The organism is Aureimonas sp. AU20 (assembly GCF_001442755.1).
In the GTDB taxonomy this organism is placed as follows: Bacteria; Pseudomonadota; Alphaproteobacteria; order Rhizobiales; family Rhizobiaceae; genus Aureimonas.
The window spans coordinates 2,342,798-2,363,002 of sequence record NZ_CP006367.1; the positions used below are offsets into that span (position 1 = coordinate 2,342,798).

General features: G+C 64.6%; 20 protein-coding genes. 15 read left to right on the forward strand and 5 right to left on the reverse strand.

Annotated elements, in window-relative coordinates:
• Positions 1–14 precede the first annotated feature (14 nt).
• Positions 15–197 (reverse strand): DUF2256 domain-containing protein, encoded by a 183-nt coding sequence (locus M673_RS23660; protein ID WP_082639328.1) that lies wholly within the window; start codon positions 195–197, stop codon positions 15–17.
• A 263-nt stretch (positions 198–460) separates the two neighbouring features.
• Here M673_RS23660 and M673_RS10350 point away from each other — a divergent pair, with 263 nt between their 5' ends.
• Positions 461–745, forward strand: a complete 285-nt coding sequence (locus M673_RS10350) for an usg protein (RefSeq protein ID WP_082639331.1) — start codon at positions 461–463, stop codon at positions 743–745.
• Here the strand turns inward: M673_RS10350 and radC are convergent, their stop codons facing one another.
• The 3 genes from radC to phaC all read right to left on the reverse strand — a co-directional run bounded on the left by radC (position 746) and on the right by phaC (position 4,344).
• Complete coding sequence (gene radC, locus M673_RS10355) at positions 746–1,531, reverse strand: RadC family protein (RefSeq protein ID WP_061975957.1); 786 nt, start codon at positions 1,529–1,531, stop codon at positions 746–748.
• An 11-nt stretch (positions 1,532–1,542) separates the two neighbouring features.
• Entirely contained in the window at positions 1,543–2,394 is an 852-nt protein-coding gene (map, locus tag M673_RS10360) for a type I methionyl aminopeptidase (protein ID WP_061975959.1), read from the reverse strand.
• 135 nt (positions 2,395–2,529) lie between these two features.
• The gene (phaC, locus tag M673_RS10365) at positions 2,530–4,344 is read right to left on the reverse strand and encodes a class I poly(R)-hydroxyalkanoic acid synthase (protein ID WP_061975961.1); all 1,815 of its coding nucleotides are present in this window, start codon (positions 4,342–4,344) and stop codon (positions 2,530–2,532) included.
• A gap of 57 nt (positions 4,345–4,401) precedes the next feature.
• Here phaC and M673_RS10370 point away from each other — a divergent pair, with 57 nt between their 5' ends.
• The 11 genes from M673_RS10370 (at position 4,402) to M673_RS10420 (ending at position 16,826) form a co-directional block, all read left to right on the forward strand.
• Positions 4,402–4,932 (forward strand): hypothetical protein, encoded by a 531-nt coding sequence (locus M673_RS10370; RefSeq protein WP_061975963.1) that lies wholly within the window; start codon positions 4,402–4,404, stop codon positions 4,930–4,932.
• Between the two features lie 133 nt (positions 4,933–5,065).
• Positions 5,066–6,283, forward strand: a complete 1,218-nt coding sequence (locus tag M673_RS10375) for an LL-diaminopimelate aminotransferase (protein WP_061975966.1) — start codon at positions 5,066–5,068, stop codon at positions 6,281–6,283.
• Positions 6,284–6,328: 45 nt separating this feature from the next.
• Complete coding sequence (locus M673_RS10380) at positions 6,329–7,633, forward strand: homoserine dehydrogenase (RefSeq protein WP_061975968.1); 1,305 nt, start codon at positions 6,329–6,331, stop codon at positions 7,631–7,633.
• 86 nt (positions 7,634–7,719) lie between these two features.
• Complete coding sequence (gene glpX / locus M673_RS10385) at positions 7,720–8,709, forward strand: class II fructose-bisphosphatase (RefSeq protein ID WP_061975970.1); 990 nt, start codon at positions 7,720–7,722, stop codon at positions 8,707–8,709.
• A 76-nt stretch (positions 8,710–8,785) separates the two neighbouring features.
• Positions 8,786–10,582 (forward strand): single-stranded-DNA-specific exonuclease RecJ, encoded by a 1,797-nt coding sequence (gene recJ, locus M673_RS10390; RefSeq protein WP_061975972.1) that lies wholly within the window; start codon positions 8,786–8,788, stop codon positions 10,580–10,582.
• Positions 10,583–11,117: 535 nt separating this feature from the next.
• The gene (locus tag M673_RS10395; protein ID WP_061975974.1) at positions 11,118–11,480 is read left to right on the forward strand and encodes a hypothetical protein; all 363 of its coding nucleotides are present in this window, start codon (positions 11,118–11,120) and stop codon (positions 11,478–11,480) included.
• Positions 11,477–12,658 carry a MarR family transcriptional regulator gene (locus M673_RS10400; RefSeq protein WP_061975976.1) on the forward strand — a complete coding sequence of 394 codons (1,182 nt, stop codon included), beginning with the start codon at positions 11,477–11,479 and terminating at the stop codon, positions 12,656–12,658. Before M673_RS10395 ends, M673_RS10400 begins: the two co-directional genes overlap by 4 nt.
• Positions 12,651–13,031, forward strand: coding sequence for a hypothetical protein (locus tag M673_RS24175; RefSeq protein WP_148640020.1), 381 nt, complete (start codon positions 12,651–12,653; stop codon positions 13,029–13,031). The genes M673_RS10400 and M673_RS24175 overlap by 8 nt, the downstream gene beginning before the upstream one ends.
• Positions 13,021–13,362, forward strand: a complete 342-nt coding sequence (locus M673_RS10410) for a hypothetical protein (protein ID WP_061975980.1) — start codon at positions 13,021–13,023, stop codon at positions 13,360–13,362. Before M673_RS24175 ends, M673_RS10410 begins: the two co-directional genes overlap by 11 nt.
• 195 nt (positions 13,363–13,557) lie before the next feature.
• A complete protein-coding gene (locus M673_RS10415; RefSeq protein ID WP_061975982.1) occupies positions 13,558–14,034 on the forward strand; it encodes a hypothetical protein in 477 nt (158 codons plus the stop codon).
• Positions 14,035–14,036: 2 nt separating this feature from the next.
• Positions 14,037–16,826: a phage tail tape measure protein gene (locus M673_RS10420; protein ID WP_082639333.1), complete on the forward strand. Its 2,790-nt coding sequence runs from the start codon at positions 14,037–14,039 to the stop codon at positions 16,824–16,826.
• Between the two features lie 19 nt (positions 16,827–16,845).
• Here the strand turns inward: M673_RS10420 and M673_RS10425 are convergent, their stop codons facing one another.
• Positions 16,846–17,259, reverse strand: coding sequence for a hypothetical protein (locus M673_RS10425; RefSeq protein WP_061975986.1), 414 nt, complete (start codon positions 17,257–17,259; stop codon positions 16,846–16,848).
• Positions 17,260–17,547: 288 nt separating this feature from the next.
• Here M673_RS10425 and M673_RS10430 point away from each other — a divergent pair, with 288 nt between their 5' ends.
• The 3 genes from M673_RS10430 to M673_RS10440 are packed head-to-tail and all read left to right on the forward strand — an operon-like array spanning position 17,548 to position 20,130.
• Entirely contained in the window at positions 17,548–18,003 is a 456-nt protein-coding gene (locus M673_RS10430; protein ID WP_061975988.1) for a hypothetical protein, read from the forward strand.
• The gene (locus M673_RS10435; protein ID WP_061975990.1) at positions 17,996–18,217 is read left to right on the forward strand and encodes a hypothetical protein; all 222 of its coding nucleotides are present in this window, start codon (positions 17,996–17,998) and stop codon (positions 18,215–18,217) included. Before M673_RS10430 ends, M673_RS10435 begins: the two co-directional genes overlap by 8 nt.
• Positions 18,214–20,130, forward strand: coding sequence for a prohead protease/major capsid protein fusion protein (locus M673_RS10440; protein WP_061975992.1), 1,917 nt, complete (start codon positions 18,214–18,216; stop codon positions 20,128–20,130). Before M673_RS10435 ends, M673_RS10440 begins: the two co-directional genes overlap by 4 nt.
• The last annotated feature ends 75 nt before the right edge of the window (positions 20,131–20,205 follow it).

Genomic DNA, 20,205 nt, shown 5'->3' on the forward strand with positions numbered 1-20,205 from the left:
CCGCCATCTACCGTTCAATCCGACGGGTCGCGCCGTCCCGCGGCCTTTCGTTTCGCAGCGGCTTCTTTCTGGCAGCGATCTGAGCAATAGAGAACCTGATCCCAGGTCCGCACCCAAGCTTTGCGCCAGACTATGGGACGCCCGCATTCCACACAAGGCTTGGCTGGAAGGTCGCTTTTTCCACGCATTTTCGGCATGTTGAGGAAATGGCCTCCCTCAGATTATGAGCAAGGGGCCGTCGGTCGCTGCTGGAAAAAGACCGTCCACCGAGAACAAGAATTCTATTCGAAATTTCAGCGATTTGAAGAATGATCTTCTAACGTTGAATGAAGGTCGAAGATCACGAGCTGCGCAAGTTTTGGGCTGGCGCCTTTGCTAGGCAAATCGCAAGGCTTCGTTAAGCTTGGAAGCGCAGCCTTTCTCTCGGCGCCGTTCCGCGCCGTCTGCGAAAGGATGCGAAATGCCAACTGCACGCATGCCCGACCCGCAATTCTGCAAGATGCTTTCGGGCCACGGAATGACCTTTGCCGAGGTCCTCTACCGGATGCCGGATCATCCGAGTTTCCTTCAGACCTTCTCCTGGCAGTTCGAGGACGTGGCTCCCGACTATCCCCGCCTGCGCCGCTTTCTCGATCATTGGGAACGCGAGATCGAAGCGCGCATCCATTCCGTCCGCGTAACGCATCGGTCGTTGATTGGGCCGCAGGAAATCCGCATGGTCCGCGAGCTCGGCCATCTGCACTGACTACATCAGGCGAAGGCTCTTGAAGCTCGTATGGCCGTTGCGCCCGATGATGAGGTGATCGTGGACCACGATGCCGAGCGGTCGGCAAGTGTCCACGATGATCTTGGTCATTTCGATATCGGCATTGGACGGGGCCGGGTCGCCGGACGGATGATTGTGGACGAGGACGAGAGCCGAGGCAGAAAGCTCCAGCGCTCGGCGGATCACTTCGCGGGGATAGACCGGCGTGTGGTCCACCGTCCCCGTCTGCTGCACTTCGTCGGCGATCAGCGTGTTTTTCTTGTCGAGGAACAGGACGCGGAACTGCTCGCGTGTTTCGTGCGCCATGGCGGCATGGCAGTAGTCGATCACCGCCGACCATGAGGACAGGACCTCGCGCGAACGGATGCCTGAGCGCATGGCGCGCTGAAGGAGCGCGGCGACGATGCGAAGATCCAGTGCCGAGGAGCGGCCCATGCCATCCACCTCCTGCAGGAGATGGGTCGGTGCGTTCAAGACATCTTCCAGCGAGCCGAAGCGCTGGAGCAGGGCTTTCGCGATGGGCTTCACGTCGCGCCGGGGGATGGAACGGAAGAGCACGAGTTCGAGAAGTTCGTAATCGGCTAGCGCGACGGCACCCGCTTCCGCGAAGCGGTCCCGCAGCCGGTCGCGATGGCCGTCGTGATGCTTGGGCTCGGGCGTCGCCTTGGCAACGGGTGAGGCCACCGGCTCGGCGCCCCGCAGCAGTTCCGTCGACAGGAACCCGCCGGCTTCGTTCAACCCTTTGCGGTCCTTGCGCGGCGGCATGGCGACGGGCGTCAGGCGGAAATTTCGGCCAGCCGATCGGCCGAGAAGCCCGGCATATCGAGCCCGGCCGGAGAATAGGTGAAGACCTCGCAGCCGCCTTCCGTCACACCCACAGTGTGCTCGTACTGCGCGGTCAGGCTGCGGTCGCGCGTCACGGCCGTCCAGCCATCCGGCAGCACCTTCACATGCGGGCGGCCGAGATTGATCATCGGCTCGATGGTGAAGATCATGCCGGGACGCATTTCAACGCCTTCGCCGCGCCGGCCATAATGGAGGATGTTCGGCGAATCGTGGAACAGCTTCCCGACGCCGTGGCCGCAAAAATCCCGCACGACCGAGCAGCGCTCGCCTTCGGCATAATCCTGGATCGCCGCGCCGATATCGCCGATATGGCCGCCCGGCTTCACCTCGCGGATGCCGAGAACCAGCGAGCGATAGGTGATCTCGCACAGACGCTCGGACGCGCGCTTCACCTTGCCGACGGGATACATGCGGGAGGAGTCGCCATAGAATCCGTCCACCACGAGCGTCACGTCGATATTGACGATGTCGCCTTCGCGCAGCGGCTTGTCGTTGGGAATGCCGTGGCAGACGACATGATTGATCGACGTGCAAACGCTCTTCATGTAGCCGCGATAGTTCAGCGTCGCGGGAAGGGCGCCGGCATCCAGGGCGAAGTCGAAGACGAAATCGTCGATCGCCTGCGTGGTCACGCCCGGCTTCACGATGTCCGCCAGCCTGTCGAGACAGGTCGCCGTCAACTGGCAGGCGCGGCGCATGCCCTCGAAGGCTTCCGCCCCGTAGAGGCGGATCGAGCCGGTGTTGCGAAGGGGCTGGGCCTCGGCCTCAAGATAGATGGTCATCGGGAAACACTGGAATCCATGGGCCGCGCGAGGGCGGCGTTTGCAAGCAGATGTCGCATCGATGCGAGCGGTCTTCAACCCCAAAGCGCCAGGGGCCGCGCCTTGCGCGAAGCGCCTGCGCGGCCCGACGCGGCGTCAGCCGCGAACGTAGCGCCCCGGCGCGTCCTCGATCGGCGCGAGCGTGCCGCCGCCGGGCTCTCGCGCCGGCACCTGCTCGCTTCCGCCCAGAGCGGAAATCCAGGCTTGCCAATGTGGCCACCAGGAGCCGGGCGTTTCCTCGGCGGTTTTCCACCAGTCCTCGTAGGTCACGTCCCGCGCGGGGGCCGCCCCTGTCCAGAACCGATATTTCTGCTTGGCCGGCGGATTCACGACGCCGGCGATATGGCCCGAGGCCGTCACGACATAGGTGGTGGGCCCGCCAAGCGCGAGGCTGCCCTCGTAGACGCTGATCGCCGGGGCGATATGATCCTCGCGGGTCGCCAGATTGTAGACGGGAATGGTGACGGTGGAGAGATCGAGCGGCACGCCCGTGATCTCCATTTCGCCGCGCGCCAGCCGGTTCTCGAAATAGCAGGCGCGGAGATAGAAGAGGTGGTTCGTCTTGGCCATGCGCGTGGCGTCGGCGTTCCAGAAAAGAAGGTCGAAAGGCGCCGGCTCCTTGCCCTTCAAATAGTTGCTGACCACATAGGGCCAGATCAGCTCGCCCGAGCGCAGGAGGTTAAAGGTCGTCGCCATGCGCGTGCCTTCGAGATAGCCGCGCTCCATGATCTTTTCGAGCTCGGCCAGCTGCTGCTCGTCCACGAAGACCTTGAGATCGCCTGAATGGCGAAAGTCGATCTGCGTGGTCAACAGCGTCGCGGAGCGGATGCGCTCGTCGCCGCGTGCCTTGAGATAGGCCAGCGCAGCGCTGAGAAGCGTGCCCCCGACGCAATAGCCGATCGCGTTGACATCCTCTTCGCCGGTCGAAGCCTTCACCGTGTCGAGGCCGAAGACCAGCCCCTCCTCGATATAGTCGCCCCAGTCCTTGTCCGCATGGCGCGCGTCGGGATTGACCCAGGAGATCACGAAGACCGTGTGACCCTGCTCGACCATCCAGCGGATCAGAGATTTTTCGGCATTGAGGTCGAGAATGTAGAAACGGTTGATCCAGGGCGGGGAGATCAGGATCGGTCGCTTGGCGACCGTCTCCGTCAGCGGTGCATATTGGATGATCTGGCAAAGCTCGTTTTCGGCGACCACCTTGCCCGGCGTCGTTGCTACGTTCTCACCGACCCGGAAGGTCTCTTCGCAGGACTGACGCAGCTTCAGAAAGCCTTCGCCGCGCGCCATGTCCTCGGCGAACATGCGCATGCCGCGCACCAGATTCTCGCCGTTCTCCGCCATGGTCTCGCGGTAGAGTTCGGGATTGGTGGCGATGAAATTGGCCGGCGACAGGGCGTTGAGGATCACGCGGGTGTAGAAGGCCGCCTTGTGTTTGGTGTGGGGGTCGAGCGCGTCGGCATCGCGCACCAGAGCGCTCGACCAGTCGTTCAGGACGCCATAGCCCTCGCGCAGGAAGGCAAAGAGCGGATGGCGATGCCAGTCCTCGTCGGCGAAGCGCTTGTCGGGCTTGGCCGGCGGAGCGACCGGCTGGCCGCTGGCGCGCGCCAACGAATTGGCCCAGACCCCCATGAAGCCGGCCATCAGCTTGGCCTGCGCCTGAAAGGCCCGCTGCGGGTCGCTCAGCCAATAGTCGCCGACCTCTGATAAGGTCGAGACCACGTCGCCATAGCTGATCGGCCCGTCGCGCACCACGCCCCGCTCGCGCGGCTCGACCCAGGCCGAAGCCGCCTTGCCCAGATGCTCCAGCATATGCGCGACGTTGCGCGCGAAGGCTTCCGGGTCGCGCACGGCATAACCCTTGAACGGATCGGCATCGGGGTTCGGGGAGGCGGGCCGCGTGCTGTTCATGAGGTCTCCTTCTGCCGGCGACATAAGCATGATTTGGGTCCGCTTTCAGCGGGCGGGATGGAGTGGCGGGCGGAATTCGTCGCGGCGGCGCAGCAAGAGCGGACCGGAATCGACCCATTCCCAACCCGCACGGCTTTAGGTAAAGAAGGCCTGGATCGGATCGGGATGCGGCACATGGTGAAGAGACGCTTGGGATTGGTGGCGACGCTCGCCCTTATCGGCGCGCCTCTCTCCGCCTGCCAGCCCCTGCTTCCGCGCGACGACACGCCTACCATCCTTCCACGCTTGGCGACGGCTCCGAATTCCGGCCCCTCGGCCCAGCGGATGGATGCGAACGGATATCCATTGATCGGCGCTTATCCCAAGGCGGCGACGCAGCAGGTTTCCAACGAGGACGTACAGGCGACTCGAGACCGTTTTGCGAATGTCGAGGCGCGTTCCGTCCCGCCGTCCGACACGGCCTATCGCAGCCGTGTGGTTGAGATGCAGACGCTTGCGGCCAGGCAGCAGGCCGAGGCCGAAGCGCGGCTGCGCGCCGCGAGCACGGGCGAGGCGGCGGGAGACGCCGCCAGCAGCCGGGCGCAGTAGAGCGCCGCCGACCCCTGAGAAGGGTCGATGTGCCCGGCCTCAGCGGACGCTCAACAGAATAATGAGCCCCGGCGCGCGCCAGACGAATGGCGTTGCGGTTCCGGCAGTCCGTCCTGATTCGAAAGCAGATCCGATGACCGAAGAGTTTCACAAAGTCCGCCGCCTTCCGCCTTACGTCTTCGAAGAGGTGAATAAGAAGAAGGCGGCCGCGCGCGCCCGGGGCGTCGACATTATCGACCTCGGGATGGGCAACCCCGATCTCCCGACGCCGAAATTCGTCGTCGACAAGCTGTGCGAGGCGATTCGCGATCCGCGCACGCATCGCTATTCCGCATCCAAGGGCATCGCCGGCCTTCGCCGCGCCCAGGCCGCCTATTACGAGCGGCGCTTCAACGTGAAGCTCAATCCCGACACGCAGATCGTCGCGACGCTGGGCTCCAAGGAAGGTTTCGCCAACATGGCGCAGGCGATCACCGCGCCCGGCGACGTGGTCCTCTGCCCGAACCCGACCTATCCCATCCACGCCTTCGGCTTCCTGATGACGGGCGGCACGATCCGCTCCATCCCCGCGCAGCCGGACGAGGACTTCCTGCGGGCGATCGACCGCGCCGTGCGCCACTCGATCCCCAAGCCCATCGCTATCATCCTGAACTATCCGTCAAATCCGACGGCCTACGAGGCGACGCTCGACTTCTATGCAGAGGTCGTGAAATTCGCCAAGCAGCACGAGATCATCATCCTGTCCGATCTTGCCTATGCCGAGATCTTCTTCGACGGCGCGCCGCCGCCGTCCGTCCTGGAAGTGCCGGGCGCGATGGACGTGACGGTGGAGTTCACCTCCATGTCGAAGACCTTCTCCATGCCGGGTTGGCGCGTCGGCTTCGCGGTCGGCAACGAGCGGCTGATCGCGGCGCTCGCGCGCGTCAAATCCTATCTCGACTACGGCGCCTTCACGCCGATCCAGGTGGCCGCGACCGCCGCCCTCAACGCCGGTGATGCGGCGATCGAAGAGGTGCGCGGCGTTTATCGCCATCGGCGCAACGTGCTGGTGGAATCCTTCGGCCGCGCCGGCTTTCACGTGCCGCCGCCGTCCTCCACCATGTTCGCCTGGGCGCAGATCCCCGAGCCCTACCGGCACATGGGCTCGGTGGAGTTCTCCAAGATGCTGATCGAAAAGGCCGATGTCGCCGTCGCGCCGGGTGTCGGTTTCGGCGAGTATGGCGACGATTTCGTGCGCATCGCCCTGGTGGAGAACGAGCACCGCATCCGGCAGGCCGCGCGCAATCTGCGACGCTTCCTTGCAACGGAGCAGGATCAAGGCCAAAAGGCGGCAGCCGGCGCCGCGAGGTAACGGCCGCCCGAACCCTTTTCGCAGAGCTCACCCCAAGGACACACCATGGATCGCCCGATGCGGCTCGGCATTGCCGGGCTCGGTACGGTCGGCGCCTCGCTCGCCCGGCTGATCGCCACGAACAAGGACGCCTATACGCTGCGCGCCGGGCGTCCGGTCGAGACCGTCGCCGTCAGCGCGCGGGATCGCACCAAGGACCGGGGCGTGGACCTGTCGGGCGTTCAATGGTTCGACGATCCCGTGGCGCTCGCCACGAACGGCGAGATCGACCTGTTCGTCGAACTGGTCGGCGGGGCAGAGGGTGTAGCGCTCGACAGCGTGAAGGCCGCGCTCAATCGCGGCCTTCCGGTGGTCACCGCCAACAAGGCGCTGCTCGCTCATCACGGCGTTCAGCTTGCCAAGCTTGCGCAGCGCAAGGGCACGACGATCTTCTTCGAGGCCGCCGCCGCCGGCGGCATCCCGATCATCAAGACGATGCGCGAGGGGCTGCGGGGCAATAAGGTCAGCCGCGTCTACGGCATCCTGAACGGCACCTGCAACTACATGCTGACTCGCATGGAGCGCGAGGGCATCGCCTTCGACGACTGTCTGCGCGACGCGCAGCGGCTGGGCTATGCCGAGGCCGATCCGACCTTCGACATCGGCGGCTTCGACGCCGCGCATAAACTGGCGCTGCTGACCTCGCTCGCCTTCGGCTGCGAGATCGATCTGGAATCGATCTTCATCGAGGGCATCGAGGCGGTGACCACCGAGGATATCGAGGCGGCGGCCGATCTCGGCTATCGCATCAAACTGCTGGCGGTGGCCCAGCGCACGGAATCGGGCATCGAGCAGCGCGTCCATCCGACCATGATTCCGGCGCATTCGGCGCTGGCGCAGGTCGACGGCGTGACCAACGCCGTGGCGGTCGACACCGATCTTCTCGGCTCCATCTTGCTCGTCGGCCCCGGTGCGGGCGGCAATGCTACGGCCTCAGCGGTCCTGTCGGACGTGCTCGACGCCGCGCGCGGGATTGCGATTCCGACCTTTGCCGTCGAGCCGACGCATCTGGCGCCCTACAAGCGGGCCCGGATGCGCGCTCACGAGGGCGGCTACTACATCCGTCTCAGCGTGCTCGACCGCGTGGGCGCCTTCGCCTCCATCGCGCGTCGCATGGCCGAGAACGACATTTCCCTGGAATCCATCGTCCAGCGCAAACGCGAGGGCGAGGAGGAGCGGGACGCCGCGCCGGTGATCCTCATCACGCACGAGACCACCGAAGCGGCCGTTCGCAAGGCGCTCGATGCGGTTTCCAAGGATGGACACCTGAAGAGCGAGCCGCGCATGGTGCGGATCGAGGCTTTGGACTGAGCGAGGCCGGAGCCCCCGCTTTCGCCTCCGCTTCTCGAGCGGGAACAGGTGAAAGCGAGGGTTCGCGAAGCCGGAGGATGAGAACGATGCCGGAGCGAGTGGACGAAGGCTTGCAATCGCTCGACCGCGTTCTATCGATCGAGATCGCCCGCGTCACCGAGCGCGCAGCGGTTGCCGCCGCGACCCTGCGCGGGCGCGGAGACGAGCGCGCCGCCGACCGGGCGGCCGTCGAGGCGATGAAGCGCGAGCTCGGAGCCCTGTCGATTAACGGCACCATCGTCGTCGGCGAGGGCGAGAAGGACCAGGTTCCCTCGCTCTATATCGGAGAGACGATCGGCGCCGGAGGGCCGCCGATGGACGTCGCGCTCGATCCTCTCGAGGGTACGACGATCTGCGCCAAAAACCTGCCCGGTGCGTTGACGATCTTGGCCATCGCCACCAAGGGCGGGCTGATGCACGCGCCCGACGTCTATATGGAGAAGATCGCGGTTGGCCCGGGTTTTCCCGAAGGGATCGTTAGCCTCAACCGCAGCGCTGCCGAAAATCTCAACGCTTTGGCGAAAGCCAAGGGCGTGCCGGTCGGCCAGATCACCGCCTGCATTCTCGATCGTCCGCGCCACGCCAAGATGATCGAGACGATCCGCGAAACCGGCGCCGCGATCCGCCTGATCGGCGATGGCGACATTGCCGGCGTCATCCAGACCACCGATCCGAAGGAAACCGGGATCGACATCTATATGGGCATCGGCGGCGCGCCCGAGGGCGTTCTGGCGGCGGCCGCGCTTCGTTGCATGGGCGGGCAGATGGAGGGGCGTCTCCAGCTTAACACCGGTGAGAAGCGCACCCGTGCCGAAAAGCTCGGCCTCGGCGACCCCGACCGCATCTATCGGCTGGACGATATGGTGCGTGGCGACGTGGTCTTTGCCGCGACGGGCGTCACGGACGGCAACCTTCTGGACGGCGTTCGCTTCCGCAAGGGCCGGATCGAGACCCATACGCTGGTGATGCGCAAGCAAGGCCGCACGATCCGCGACATTCGCGCCCGTCACTACGAGTTTGAGAAATTCGGCCTGTAACTCCAGCGGCTGAGCGTCTCGTCATGCTCAATCAGAGCGGAGCCGCCTTAAGCGGCCGCGCCCCCTTTCAGGACCCATGACCACCGAAATCCGGACTTTTCTCCAGGTCGAGCAGTCGGCCTCCCGCCGTCGCTGGGTCCACGCGCTCGACCTGAGGGCGGAGGCGACGGCATCGCGGATTGCTCAGCTTCATGCGATTCCCGAGATGGTGGCACGGGTTCTGGCCGCGCGGGACGTGGACGCCGAGGGCGCGGCCCGCTTTCTCGATCCGACGCTTCGCGACCTCATGCCCGATCCATCTACGCTAACGGATATGGATCGGGCCGCGGAGCGGATCGCCGACGCGATCGCACGGCGGGAAAAGGTCGCGATCTTCGGGGACTATGACGTGGACGGCGCGGCCTCCGCCGCCCTTCTCGCCCGCTATCTCCGGCATTTCGGCCTGACGCCCGCGATCCGCATTCCCGATCGCATGACGGAAGGCTACGGCCCCAATCCGCGCGCCATGCTAGACCTGATGGAGGATGGCGCGACGCTGGTCGTCACGGTGGATTGCGGCACCGGCAGTTTCGAGGCGCTGGAGGCGGTCGCCGCGCGGCAGATCGATCTCGTCGTGCTGGATCACCATCAGACGGGCGGTCTGCTGCCGCCGGCCCATTCCATCGTCAATCCGAACCGGCAGGACGATCTGTCGGGGCAGGGGCATCTCTGCGCTGCGGGCGTAGTGTTCGTCACGCTCGCTGCCGTTTCGCGCGTCCTGCGCCAGCGCGGCTATGCCAATGCCACGCTCCCGCCGCTGATTGACGATCTCGATCTCGTCGCGCTGGCGACGGTCTGCGATGTCGTGCCCTTGCAGGGGTTCAATCGTGCGCTGGTGGTGAAGGGCCTTCTCACCATGCGCCATCTTCACAAGCCGGGCCTGAAGGCGCTTGCGGAAGTCGCGCGCCTGTCGGGCCCGATCGACACGTTCCATCTCGGCTTCCTCCTCGGCCCCCGCATCAACGCTGGGGGGCGCATCGGCGAATCCAATCTCGGAACGCGCCTGCTGCTGACGTCGGACGATCTCGAAGCCAAGGAACTCGCTGAGCAGCTCAACCTCCTCAACGCCGAGCGTCAGGCGATGGAGCGCGTGATGCTGGACGAGGCGGAGGCCGAGATCCGCACTGAGATCGGCAGCGGAGACGGGCCACCCGTTCTGATCGCGGCTCGCGCGAACTGGCATCCCGGCATTGTCGGTCTTTTGGCCGCACGATTGAAGGAGCGCTTCTCGCGGCCCGCCTTCGCCATCTCTTTCGACGCTACCGGCCGCGGCACCGGCTCGGGCCGCTCCATTCCCGGCTTCGACATCGGACGCTTCGTGCGGCGCGCAGTGGAAGCGGGCGTGCTGGTGAAGGGCGGCGGCCACGCCATGGCGGCAGGGCTGACGATCGAGCGCGAGCGGCTGGGCGATTTCCGGGCGCTAGCTGAAGAGCAGGCCAAGCGGATCGTACCGAACCTTATGGCGGGCGAAGTCATTGCGATCGACGCGGCCATGTCCGCCTCGGCCTTCACGCCGGACACCTATTCGCTGGTGGAGAAGGCCGGCCCCTACGGCGCCGGCCATGCCGCACCAATCTTCGCGTTGCCGCGCCATCGTCTCGTCCAGGCCTCGCATGTCGCGACGGGCGGGCACATCCGCCTCGCGCTGAAATCCGCGGACGGCGCCCAGGTCTCCGCGATCGCCTTCCGCGCCGAGGGAACGCCTCTCGGCGAGGCCTTGATCGCCTCGCGCGATCGGGTGATCCATGCGGCGGGGACGCTGGCGATGGATCGCTATGGCGGAAGAGAGAAGGTCACGCTGCGCGTCGTTGACATCGCAATCCCGAAGGACTGAACGGCGTCGGAAGAGCCTTAAGGCTCAGCCATTCAACTCGCTTGTCCTCAGTGCGATCGAGACGGGAGAGCTGTATTCAGCAGGCGCGTCGTCCGTCGGATTGTTCGAGATCGGATTCCTTCGATGAACTCAGTCGATTGCAAACCTATCGGGCGGAGGCAGACGTAGGCCAGCTACAGTCCAAACGAAGCCTATTACGGCGATCCGTGAAAAGTTCGAAGATATAAAAAGGAAGGAAAGTGGTACGCCCAAGGAGAGTAAGCCTCTCCAGGCAAATCAACGGGTTAGCTCGCCTGACCCGGTCTTATCCCACGCTTGAATTCATTCGGCAATCTTCGACGATGTCCAACATCGAAGGCGATCCACCGCCGAAAACGAAAGCGGCCGATGGGGTTAGCCCTCCCATCGACCGCCAGTCCGTGAAGAAGCTGCCTAGCGCCTTCGATCCTCAGAATAGCATCTTTCCTCCGGCGCTCGCAATCGCATCGGTGTGGGTGTGCTGGGTCGTGCTGCCCTTCGTTTTGGAGGCGGCGCGATGAACCCGGTCGCCTTCCACTGGCAACAAGCCTGGGCTCTGGCCCGCGACAAGCGCCTCAAAGGCGATGATCTCCGCGCCGCTGTTATCGGCCGGCTCGCCATCAACGGCGATCCTCGCACCAGTATTGTCTCCTTCGTCGCTGCCTCGGAGGAGGTGACGGATCTCGCGTTTAGGAGCTTCGTCATCGCCCTGGCCGTCACCGTGCTGGCCGACGCCGGCCGAGTGTTCACCGACGCCGAGGCCGACGCCAGGGTCCGAAAGGTCGCTCGCGATCTCGACATTTCAGAACTCCGCGCCGGACGCGCGCTCGATAGCCTAGCGCCGGTTATGGCCCGCGCCGGCTTCGGAGGCGCCGCATGACCGCCGTCCTGACGAACAAGTACGAGTGGGCGCGCAAGCTGCTCCCGCTGGACCTGTCCGGCGAGCGCTGGCGTGTCCTTTTCTCGGTGAAGGAGATCCATCGCGGCGAACTCGCCGAGGTGTCAGTGACCAAGATTGCCGAGATGACGGGGCTCAATCGACGCACGGTGACGCGGCACTTAAAGGCATCGGAAGCCGAACAGCTGATCGCAGTCGAATGGTCTAAGGGTGGCCGCGCACCGCACCGCATTCGGCTCCTCGAGCCTACTGCGACACCCCTCCTACTGCGACACCATGAGTGTCGCAGTAGGAATGACGGATCTGAGGTGTCCTACTGCGACACCATGAGTGTCGCAGCTACTGCGACAGCCCACGCGTGCGCGCGGATTACACCTTCGACTTTAGAAGCCGGGGCGGCCCTCCAGGCCGTCCCCGGCTATTCTCTAACTACATCTCCGATCGTGGATGCCGCCCCTGACGCGCCTGGGGGCGCTGGGGCTAACGCTGACCATCATCCTTCAAACGAGTCGACCGCATCGGAGGTTCTTCCCGACGCGAGGAAGAGCGCTGGCAACGCCGAGCCCTTCCCGGCTGACGAGTCGGCCGAGCTCGACGAGCCGAGCCTTGCCGAACGGATTGCCGCCCTCGAGGCCGATATTGCGGATCTCGCGGAACAAGGGCTGTCCGTTCCCGACGAACTCGCGGCGTTCCTCGATCGGGGCCACGATCCCGATGAGGCCGAGGTCTCGCAGATGGAAGACCTCGCCCGCCAAGTCGTCGACGACCACAACGAGCGGGTCGAACGCGAAAACGCCGAGATCGATGCAGCACGGGAGGCGGTCGCGGCTCGGAAGGCAGCGGTCGAGCCGCTTTCCTCGAGGATCAATGATCCTGCGAAGCGGGCTGACTTCATCGACCGCCTCGGCAGCTACCTCCTTACGCTCGATCGCGAAGCGCGCTGGCAATCATGCCGGCGGCGGGAACTCGCCATGCGCGCCGAGCTCCAGAAGACGCTGCCGCGGTTCATGGCCTGCCGGATCGCTGAGGAAATCTTCGACGACGTCAAGACCGAAGTGTGGCGTCGCGAGCGGCCAGTCGACGCCGCGGATGCGGGGAACCTCGTTTCCATCGCGTTCGCGCAAGCCGCCATTGGGATGGGAGCATCGACGAATGGGTGACCTTGTCATTTTCAAGCTCGGTCGATCGGCCGGCATCGTTCAGACGTTCGCCGAGGCACTGGCCTCCCATGACGACGAGGCGGCCATTGCTCTGGAGTGGCGAGAGCGCGTCCTCGATCTCGTCCGGCCCTTATTCGGCAAGGTGCTGGCCGTAGATCTCGACCGCGAGCTCTTCGACCTCATGGGCTCGGCGGCAGCAGCGGCGGACGTTCTTCGCGCGGCTCGTCAGCGGGAAGCATCGAAGCGACAGAAGCGCCGCCCGGCACTTCGCGTCGTCGCCAGACGTCCAGAGCAACTCGATCTCTTCGACACGAAACCTGGGCCCGCAAAAGCCCCAGCGCCAATTGGAGGCGAGATCTCGCATGTCGGTTGATACGATCTCGATCGGCGCGCTGGCCGACGCAATGAACGCGATCGAAACCGCACCGCGCTCGCGGCGCGCCGGCGTCTGGACAAGGGCCGTTCGGCGGTGGCGAAGGCAACTTCTTGCCGCCGGGCTGACCGAGCCAGACGCTGAGTTCGCGATCGGCCGCGCCTTCACACTCGCTTGGCAGAACTGTGCCGAACTCCGCGAGGTGACGCCTCGGCCATCCGGCCTCGAAAATGGCCCTCAGAAAGCGATGGGGCGTTTCAACCTTCCTCCCCTTGTGAAGAGGAAGAAATACGCTCCACGGCCCGCCACGGCGGCAGGAGCGGTGTCGTGACTGGCCGGGCTCGACCGGCCGGGCAGGCGCGGGGTGTGGCGGCAGCGCCACACCCGGCACCCCGCCCCCCCCTATGGGTCCTTTCCAGGGGACGCGCAGAAGCCGCGGGTGGCGCGCAGCGCAGTTTCTCGCAACTTTTTCGATTTTCGTTTTCGCATGTCCACGTCCCCCAAATCTTCCTCAAGGTAGATCGAGATGAAGACCCCAGAATTTCCTGAAACCCTTTCCCGGCAGGGGCTGGCGACGCTTCTGGGCCTGTCGCCGAGACACGTCGCTCGGCTCGCCAAGGAGGACATCCTCGTCCGCGACGGCGCCGGGAAATATCCGGTTGTCGGCAACGTCGCCCGCTATGTCGGCCACGCGCTCTCGCTTGAAGCGCGCCGATCGTCCGAGACATCCGGCGACCGATTGAGGGAAGCGCGCCGGCTCGACTTGGAACGCGCAATGGCCCGCGACGATCGTGCAATCATCGATCTCGACGAGGCGCAGGACAGCATCGCCTCCTTGGTCGCGATGTTCGCTGCCGCGCTGGACGCGCTGCCCCGCCAAGCTGCCCCGGATGATCGGGGCTTGCAGACCCGCCTCACGGGCGTCTGCGACGGCATTCGCTCAGCCCTGAGCGCGAAGCTTGCCGATGAAGCAGCGAAACTCAAGAACGGGAAGGAGGCCTGACCATGGCCCGAGGTGCCCAGACTACTCTCACTCTCCGGCTTATCGACGCGGTCAGCGCCCCGGCGCGCGCCGCGCGCGCCGCGCTCGCCGGATTGAACGCGGGCATCGGTGCCCTTCAAGGCTCAGGCAATATTCTGGCAGCTGCCGGACGAAACGCGCAGCGCGATATGGGCCGTGTCGCCGCCGCTGGAACGGCGGCCGGCGCTGGTCTGGCGGCCGGAGCCTTGGCGATCGTATCCACGGAGAAGGCGCTCAACGCCGCCGCCGCCGCCGGCAATCTTTCGATGAAGGATCGAGCCGACGTCTATGACAACGCCATCCGTTTGAACTACGACTACGGCGGCTCTGTTCGTGATGTCATCAATGCGAACACCGAACTTCTTCGTTCTGGTCTGGATCTCCAGAACAGCAAGGCGGCATTGCCGGATTCGTTGAACTTGGCGCAAGCAACCGGCGAGAATTCGGTTGATACGACGCGCGCGATCGTGACGAACCTGACGGCGCTGGGGCTCCAGTACGATCAAACGGCGGCGGCAGCGGATCGCTTCGTCCAGGCCTTGGACCGCACTGCTGGCGTGAACTTAATCGACTTCGAAACGTCGGGAAAATACTTCAACCCGGTCGCCGCAGCGACGGGGATGAGCGCCGACGAAACCATGGCGATGCAGATCGAAATGGCGAAGCGTGGCATCTCCGGATCGTCGGCCGGCACGGGCCTGCGCGCCGGTCCTGCGTCTATCCTCGCGCCGACGAAGAAAGCGCTGGGCGCCTATGCTCGCCTGAAATTGGACCCACGTCAGTTTCAGGGCGATCGCAAAGGTGACGCAACTGCCGAGCAAATTCTCGGCGTGCTCGAAGCCCGCGGCGCCAACACCGAAGGCGTCGAAGCGGCTGTCGCGGCGATCGTCGCTGCCAAGGCGAAGGACTCCGACAAAGCGAATCGAATTGTTCGTGACCTCGGGGACCAGCTGGGCGCGGTTACCGCAGAAGACCGCGCCGAAATGGTTCAGGCGGTCATGGCCGGGCTCCAAGGTGGCGCGCGGCGAGCCGATGTTCCGGGCCTCGTCAAGGAGCTCCAGCGACGAGGCGCCGGCTTCGCCGACTTCGAAGCGATTTTCGGCAGGAACCACGCTTCAAAATTTTTGGGCTTCAACGCGGCCAGCTACGATGAGGAGCTTGGTCTGATGCGGACGCAGGCCCCCGGGTCGACGGACCGCAAGTCCAAAATGATGATGCAGGGCTTGCCGGGCGATGTGAACAACGCCGAGGGCGCGCTCCAGGGCCTTATCGCAGCGCTGTCCAAGGCGGGCGGGCTCTCTGATCTTTCCAAGGGCTTTCGGGCCGCTGCGGAGGCGCTGACGACCCTGTCGGACCAGAATCCGGCGCTTCTCCGGTTCGGCACGCTGGCCGCTGCCGCCGTTGCGGCGCTCGCGCCGCTCGGCTTTATGGCTGGATCAGCCGGCGCCGCGATCGGCCTGCTCATCAACCCGGTTTCGCTGGCCGGCGCGGCCATTGCCGGGCTCGTCGGGATGAACCTGAAGCCTGTTACGAATGGGCTTCGCACCTTCTCGAATGCGCTACGTCGCTCGATCGACCTAACCATCATTCGGGGCATGCAGGCCCAGGGCGAGGCGGCACGCGAATGGCTCAGCTCGTTCCGCGCCGGCCGGCTCGCATTCAACCGAGTCGGCGACGATCTCGGCCGGGCGCTCGGGCGCGGCGTCAACGCCGCCGCACGCGCGCTTCCGCAGCTGCGGGCCGCTGCCGGCGCGCTCGCTTCGTTGGGTCAGACCGCTCTGGCTGCTCTCGGCCCGCGCCTCACGCCAGCAATCTCGAGCCTCCGCGATCTCGCTGAAACCTTCGCCGCGCCAAAGATCGAGGCGGCGCTCCGGCTCGGCGAGGCGCTGAAGCAGTTCGGTGCAAACGCCAGTGCCGCGATCGGACCAGCGCTCGCCGCCGGGATCTCCATCGTTTCAACCAGCTTCGGAACGCTGACCGCCGGCGCCGAGGCGGTGATCCGGACGCTAAATGCCGTGCAGACGGGCATGGTCGCCTTCGCCAGCGGCCTTCTCGAGGCGATCTCGCCGGACGCCCTGGCATCGGCGTCGCGCGGTTTATCGGCGCTGGCTGACGCGGCGAGCCGGCCCGTCGCCCTCCTGGGCGACGGCTTCCGCGCGATCTCCAACGCGGTCGCTGGATCGACGGACTCGCTTGCCGCTTTTGCATCGAGCGCCGGTGCCAGCGTGGGCGCCGGGATCAATGCTGCCGTCGCCGCCCTGGCGAATGGCCGCGCTGCGCTGGCCGCGACCTGGAGCGCCATCACCGGTCTCTTCGACGAGATGGGGCGCTTCGTGCCCGACTTCGGCCCCTTGGTCGGCGCGATCCAATCGGCGATCGGATCGATCGTCTCGGTCCTGGAGCGCGTCGGCAGCGCTGTATCGGCGGCGCGCTCGGCCATTTCCGGATTGGCCGGGGGCGGCGCACAGCAAGCGGCAACGGCCGGCGCTGCGATCGGCGGCATGGCGGCACCGATGCAGGGGCCGCCCATGCCACGACGGGCCGGCGGCGGTTCCGTTCGACGCGGCCCTGTCTTGGTCGGCGAGCGCGGCCCCGAGGTGCTGAATTTGGGCGGCAACGGCTACGTCACGCCGAACCATAAGCTCGGCGGCGGGGGCGACACGATCAGCATCCACGTCAACGGCGCGGGTGATCCCGAAGCCGTCGCTAACCGGGTCATGCAGAAGCTGAACCGGAAGGTGCAGCGGTCCAGGCAGATCGGTATGAACAGGTAGGTGCGTAATGCGAATCGCGCTACCGCTCAAGTGTAGGCTTTTCTTCTTTAAAAGCCTTCCGTTTCAGTGGCTTGTCGAAATGCATGTAGTTCTTCATCTGCGTAAATGCGTAATTCAGGAGTTGATTGTTGATAGTCGCCTCCTCCTCGTTCAGGTAAACATCAACTAATGTTTGGGAGATTCTCTTATCAAACAAGAACGTTGATGCTCGAACGGCATTCAAAAGCTCTTCTTTGTCGGGCCGGGTATCCACTACGAACTGCGATGGGTAGTAGTACTGTGTGATAGTCTGATAGATGGCAAATCTCTTATCAAAGAGATCCAAGGCGAGCTTTTCCCTAGCGGTTTGCCATTGTCTCCAGGCTATGTACGCCACCGACATGCCAACGATCAAGGTGGATATGGCCTGGGCCCATGGTGCTGTTATCGTCATTTCGCCCCCTTTCTCCCGTGCAGATCTGCGAATGTACTACGAGGTCGCATCGGGGAAACGCTCGAAACTGAAGATGGGGCGGCCTTCGGGCCGCCCCCTTTTTTCGTGTGTTCGCTAGCCTGTGGAAAAATAAAAAATTCGAGAGACAATGCAGTGACTTGCTTCGGAAATTCACCTTTAGAAGACGAATTGAGCTTTGCTTCGGAGGCTATTTGAGTCAAATTCGGCCGTCGGCGAGAAAACCCTAGATCGGGCTAAGCCGCTTCCCTTACAATTTGAGGTTTTGAGATGTCCGAAGATTTTCGGACGTCCGTACTCGCGCGCGCATTGGAACGCGACGAGGCGGTCGTTCGTGCATTCGCGGGCGGCTTGCCCATGGAAAGTCGCGTCCGACATCGAGTCGAGCGGCGATTCACGCTCAAAGACGCTCTCTCCATCACCATTTGCGACGCGGTTGCTTCCCAGCTTCCGCGTCGTTTTTCGTTCGCCTTGGTCGCGCAGGCCGCCGACCATTTTGAGCGCATCGTCGCGAACGACGATTACTCTCCGTGGTCCGTCTCATGGCCCGATCCGACGTCCGTTACCGGCTTCTCGTTCGCTTTCTTCAGCGACCCAGAGGCGGCGCTGGCATGTGTGCTCGAGCACGACCAGGCGAGCACGTTCTCGTGGGCGGATCTCGTCCGGGGCGCCCTCGGGCGCATCCTGGAGGCAAAGCGCGTCGCCAAGGAGAAAAACAATGGGTGACCGCACGGAAGAACGCGGCGTCACCGGACTGGCCGTAACACGCTCCGGACACTTCGCCATTGGCCTCGGTGAAAACACCGCTCTGCTGGCGCTAGAGCCGGCCGAAATGCGCGATTTGGCAACGCAGCTTTTGCTGGCCGCCGCGGATCTGGAAGCGACTGCCGCCGCCGCGACCGAGGCCGCAATCGCCAGGGCCCGTGGAGGTCTTCAATGACCGGCAACAAAGTTCGCATCCCTGACGTTCTGCGCAGCGACGTGCAGATTCGCGCCGACACGGTGGATGAAGAAGCGCGAACCGTCGAAATCGTGTGGGCCGCCGGCGCCCCCGTCCAGCGTTATGACTGGTGGGAGCGCGAGAACTACATAGAAGAGCTTTCGATGGACCCTGGCGCGATCCGCATGGATCGCTTCGCCGCCGGCATGTCGCTTCTCGACAGCCACAATCCCTACTCCATGGACGATCGCCTCGGCGTCGTTCTCCCGGGCTCTGTCCGGGTCGAGAACGGCCTCGGCATTGCCACGGTCCAGTTCTCGCGAAAGCCGCGCGCCGAAGAGCTATTCCAGGACGTCATCGACGGCATGCCGTTCCCGGTCAGCGTGGGATATCGAACCCACTCCTACGAGCGAACCGAGGCGAGCGACACTTCGATCGCCCGTCTCACTGCAATCGATTGGGAGCCGATGGAATTGTCGGCCGTCCCGATCCCCGCCGACCCGGCCGCCCACTCGCGCGGAGAAGCCCCCGGTCAAGTCCAGAAATTTCACGACGTGGCCGTGATGAGCCGCTCATCTTTGAAGGAGGGGCGAATGCCTTCCCAGAACAACCGCGCTCCCGAGCGTGATAATTCCCTTGGCTTGCCGCTCTCGACGCGACAGGCCGAGATGACCCGCATCTTCCCGAAGGAGGACGCCGTCCGTGCGTTCGTCGCCGGCCGCGAAGACATCGACTCCGAAGCATTCGTTGCTGAAACGCGCGGAATGAACGAGCTTCAGATTCGCGCCGCGCTTCTCGACCATATTGTCGAGCGCCAGGAGCGGACGCCAACTTTCCCGCACGCTCCGGCTCGTGCTGGCGCGGCCGATCGGCGTTCTGAGATCGAGGTGCGGGGCGAGGCGATCTACGCCCGGGCCAACCCAGCGCATCGCCTGTCCGAGCAGGGACGCCAGTTCGCCCACATGCGCTTTTCCGAGCATGCACGCGACTGCCTCCGGCATGCGGGGGAGAACGTCACGGGACTGTCCGATGCGCAGCTTGTGACGCGCGCCCTTCACGCCACTTCAGACTTTCCGCTAATCCTCGGGATCGCTGGCGAGCGCGCTCTCCGCGCTGGCTACGAGGTACAGGACAGTGAACTGCGCAAGACGGCGCGCCAGTCGACGCTTTCGGACTTCCGCACCCACTACGCGGTGAACCTTTCGGCAGCGCCCAGCATCCTCAAGGTTAACGAGCACGGCGAATACAAGCGCGGCACGCTGCGCGAGAGCCAGGAGGGCTACGGCCTTTCCACCTACGGCCGCATCATCGGTCTGACTCGGCAGCTGCTCATCAACGACGACCTCGGTGCGTTCGCGCGGATCGCCCCCGCGATCGGCCGGAAGGCGCGAGATTTCGAGATTGCCAGTCTTGCGGCGATCATCGAGGCGAACCCAATCATGTCGGACGGTCTCTCGGTGTTCTCGGCCGAGCACGGCAATTTGGGCGCCGCCGCCAGTCTCTCGGTCGAAAGCCTCTCTGCGGCCCGGCTCGCGATGCGGAAGCAGACCGGCCTCGCGGGCGAGTCGATCGGCGTTCGGCCCAAGTATCTCGTCGTACCCAGCGAGCTCGAGACGATCGCGGAAAAGGTCCTCACGCAGATTGCGGCCACGAAAGTCAGCGACGTCAATCCTTTCGCCGCGAGACTCGAATTGATCGTCGAGCATCGTTTGAGCGACCCAAGCGCGTGGTTCCTTGCCGCTGATCCGAACGAGGTCGACGGCCTGGAGTTTGCCCACCTAGCCGGTGAGGAAGGCGTCCACATGGAAACGAAGGCAGGCTGGGACGTCGATGGGATCGAGATAAAAGCCCGCCTCGACTTCGGAGCCGGCTGGATCGATCACCGCGGCTGGTACCGCAATCCTGGCCAGTAATTCACGAATACCCGATGCGGAGTGGCATCGCGCATCGGGGGTAGGCCAGTCCTCGCTGGCCGGAAAGTCCACCTT

Bases quoted from the DNA above. Each gene is read 5' to 3' on its own strand.
- M673_RS10370 (WP_061975963.1), top strand. From the start codon at position 4,402: ATGGAGTGGCGGGCGGAATTCGTCGCGGCGGCGCAGCAAGAGCGGACC.
- M673_RS10375 (WP_061975966.1), top strand. From the start codon at position 5,066: ATGACCGAAGAGTTTCACAAAGTCCGCCGCCTTCCGCCTTACGTCTTC.
- M673_RS24175 (WP_148640020.1), top strand. From the start codon at position 12,651: ATGGGTGACCTTGTCATTTTCAAGCTCGGTCGATCGGCCGGCATCGTT.
- M673_RS10395 (WP_061975974.1), top strand. From the start codon at position 11,118: ATGAACCCGGTCGCCTTCCACTGGCAACAAGCCTGGGCTCTGGCCCGC.
- M673_RS10380 (WP_061975968.1), top strand. From the start codon at position 6,329: ATGGATCGCCCGATGCGGCTCGGCATTGCCGGGCTCGGTACGGTCGGC.
- M673_RS10350 (WP_082639331.1), top strand. From the start codon at position 461: ATGCCAACTGCACGCATGCCCGACCCGCAATTCTGCAAGATGCTTTCG.
- M673_RS10400 (WP_061975976.1), top strand. From the start codon at position 11,477: ATGACCGCCGTCCTGACGAACAAGTACGAGTGGGCGCGCAAGCTGCTC.
- recJ (WP_061975972.1), top strand. From the start codon at position 8,786: ATGACCACCGAAATCCGGACTTTTCTCCAGGTCGAGCAGTCGGCCTCC.
- M673_RS10430 (WP_061975988.1), top strand. From the start codon at position 17,548: ATGTCCGAAGATTTTCGGACGTCCGTACTCGCGCGCGCATTGGAACGC.
- M673_RS10425 (WP_061975986.1), bottom strand. From the start codon at position 17,259: ATGACGATAACAGCACCATGGGCCCAGGCCATATCCACCTTGATCGTT.
- glpX (WP_061975970.1), top strand. From the start codon at position 7,720: ATGCCGGAGCGAGTGGACGAAGGCTTGCAATCGCTCGACCGCGTTCTA.
- map (WP_061975959.1), bottom strand. From the start codon at position 2,394: ATGACCATCTATCTTGAGGCCGAGGCCCAGCCCCTTCGCAACACCGGC.
- M673_RS23660 (WP_082639328.1), bottom strand. From the start codon at position 197: ATGCCGAAAATGCGTGGAAAAAGCGACCTTCCAGCCAAGCCTTGTGTG.
- M673_RS10440 (WP_061975992.1), top strand. From the start codon at position 18,214: ATGACCGGCAACAAAGTTCGCATCCCTGACGTTCTGCGCAGCGACGTG.
- M673_RS10410 (WP_061975980.1), top strand. From the start codon at position 13,021: ATGTCGGTTGATACGATCTCGATCGGCGCGCTGGCCGACGCAATGAAC.
- phaC (WP_061975961.1), bottom strand. From the start codon at position 4,344: ATGAACAGCACGCGGCCCGCCTCCCCGAACCCCGATGCCGATCCGTTC.
- M673_RS10420 (WP_082639333.1), top strand. From the start codon at position 14,037: ATGGCCCGAGGTGCCCAGACTACTCTCACTCTCCGGCTTATCGACGCG.
- radC (WP_061975957.1), bottom strand. From the start codon at position 1,531: ATGCCGCCGCGCAAGGACCGCAAAGGGTTGAACGAAGCCGGCGGGTTC.
- M673_RS10435 (WP_061975990.1), top strand. From the start codon at position 17,996: ATGGGTGACCGCACGGAAGAACGCGGCGTCACCGGACTGGCCGTAACA.
- M673_RS10415 (WP_061975982.1), top strand. From the start codon at position 13,558: ATGAAGACCCCAGAATTTCCTGAAACCCTTTCCCGGCAGGGGCTGGCG.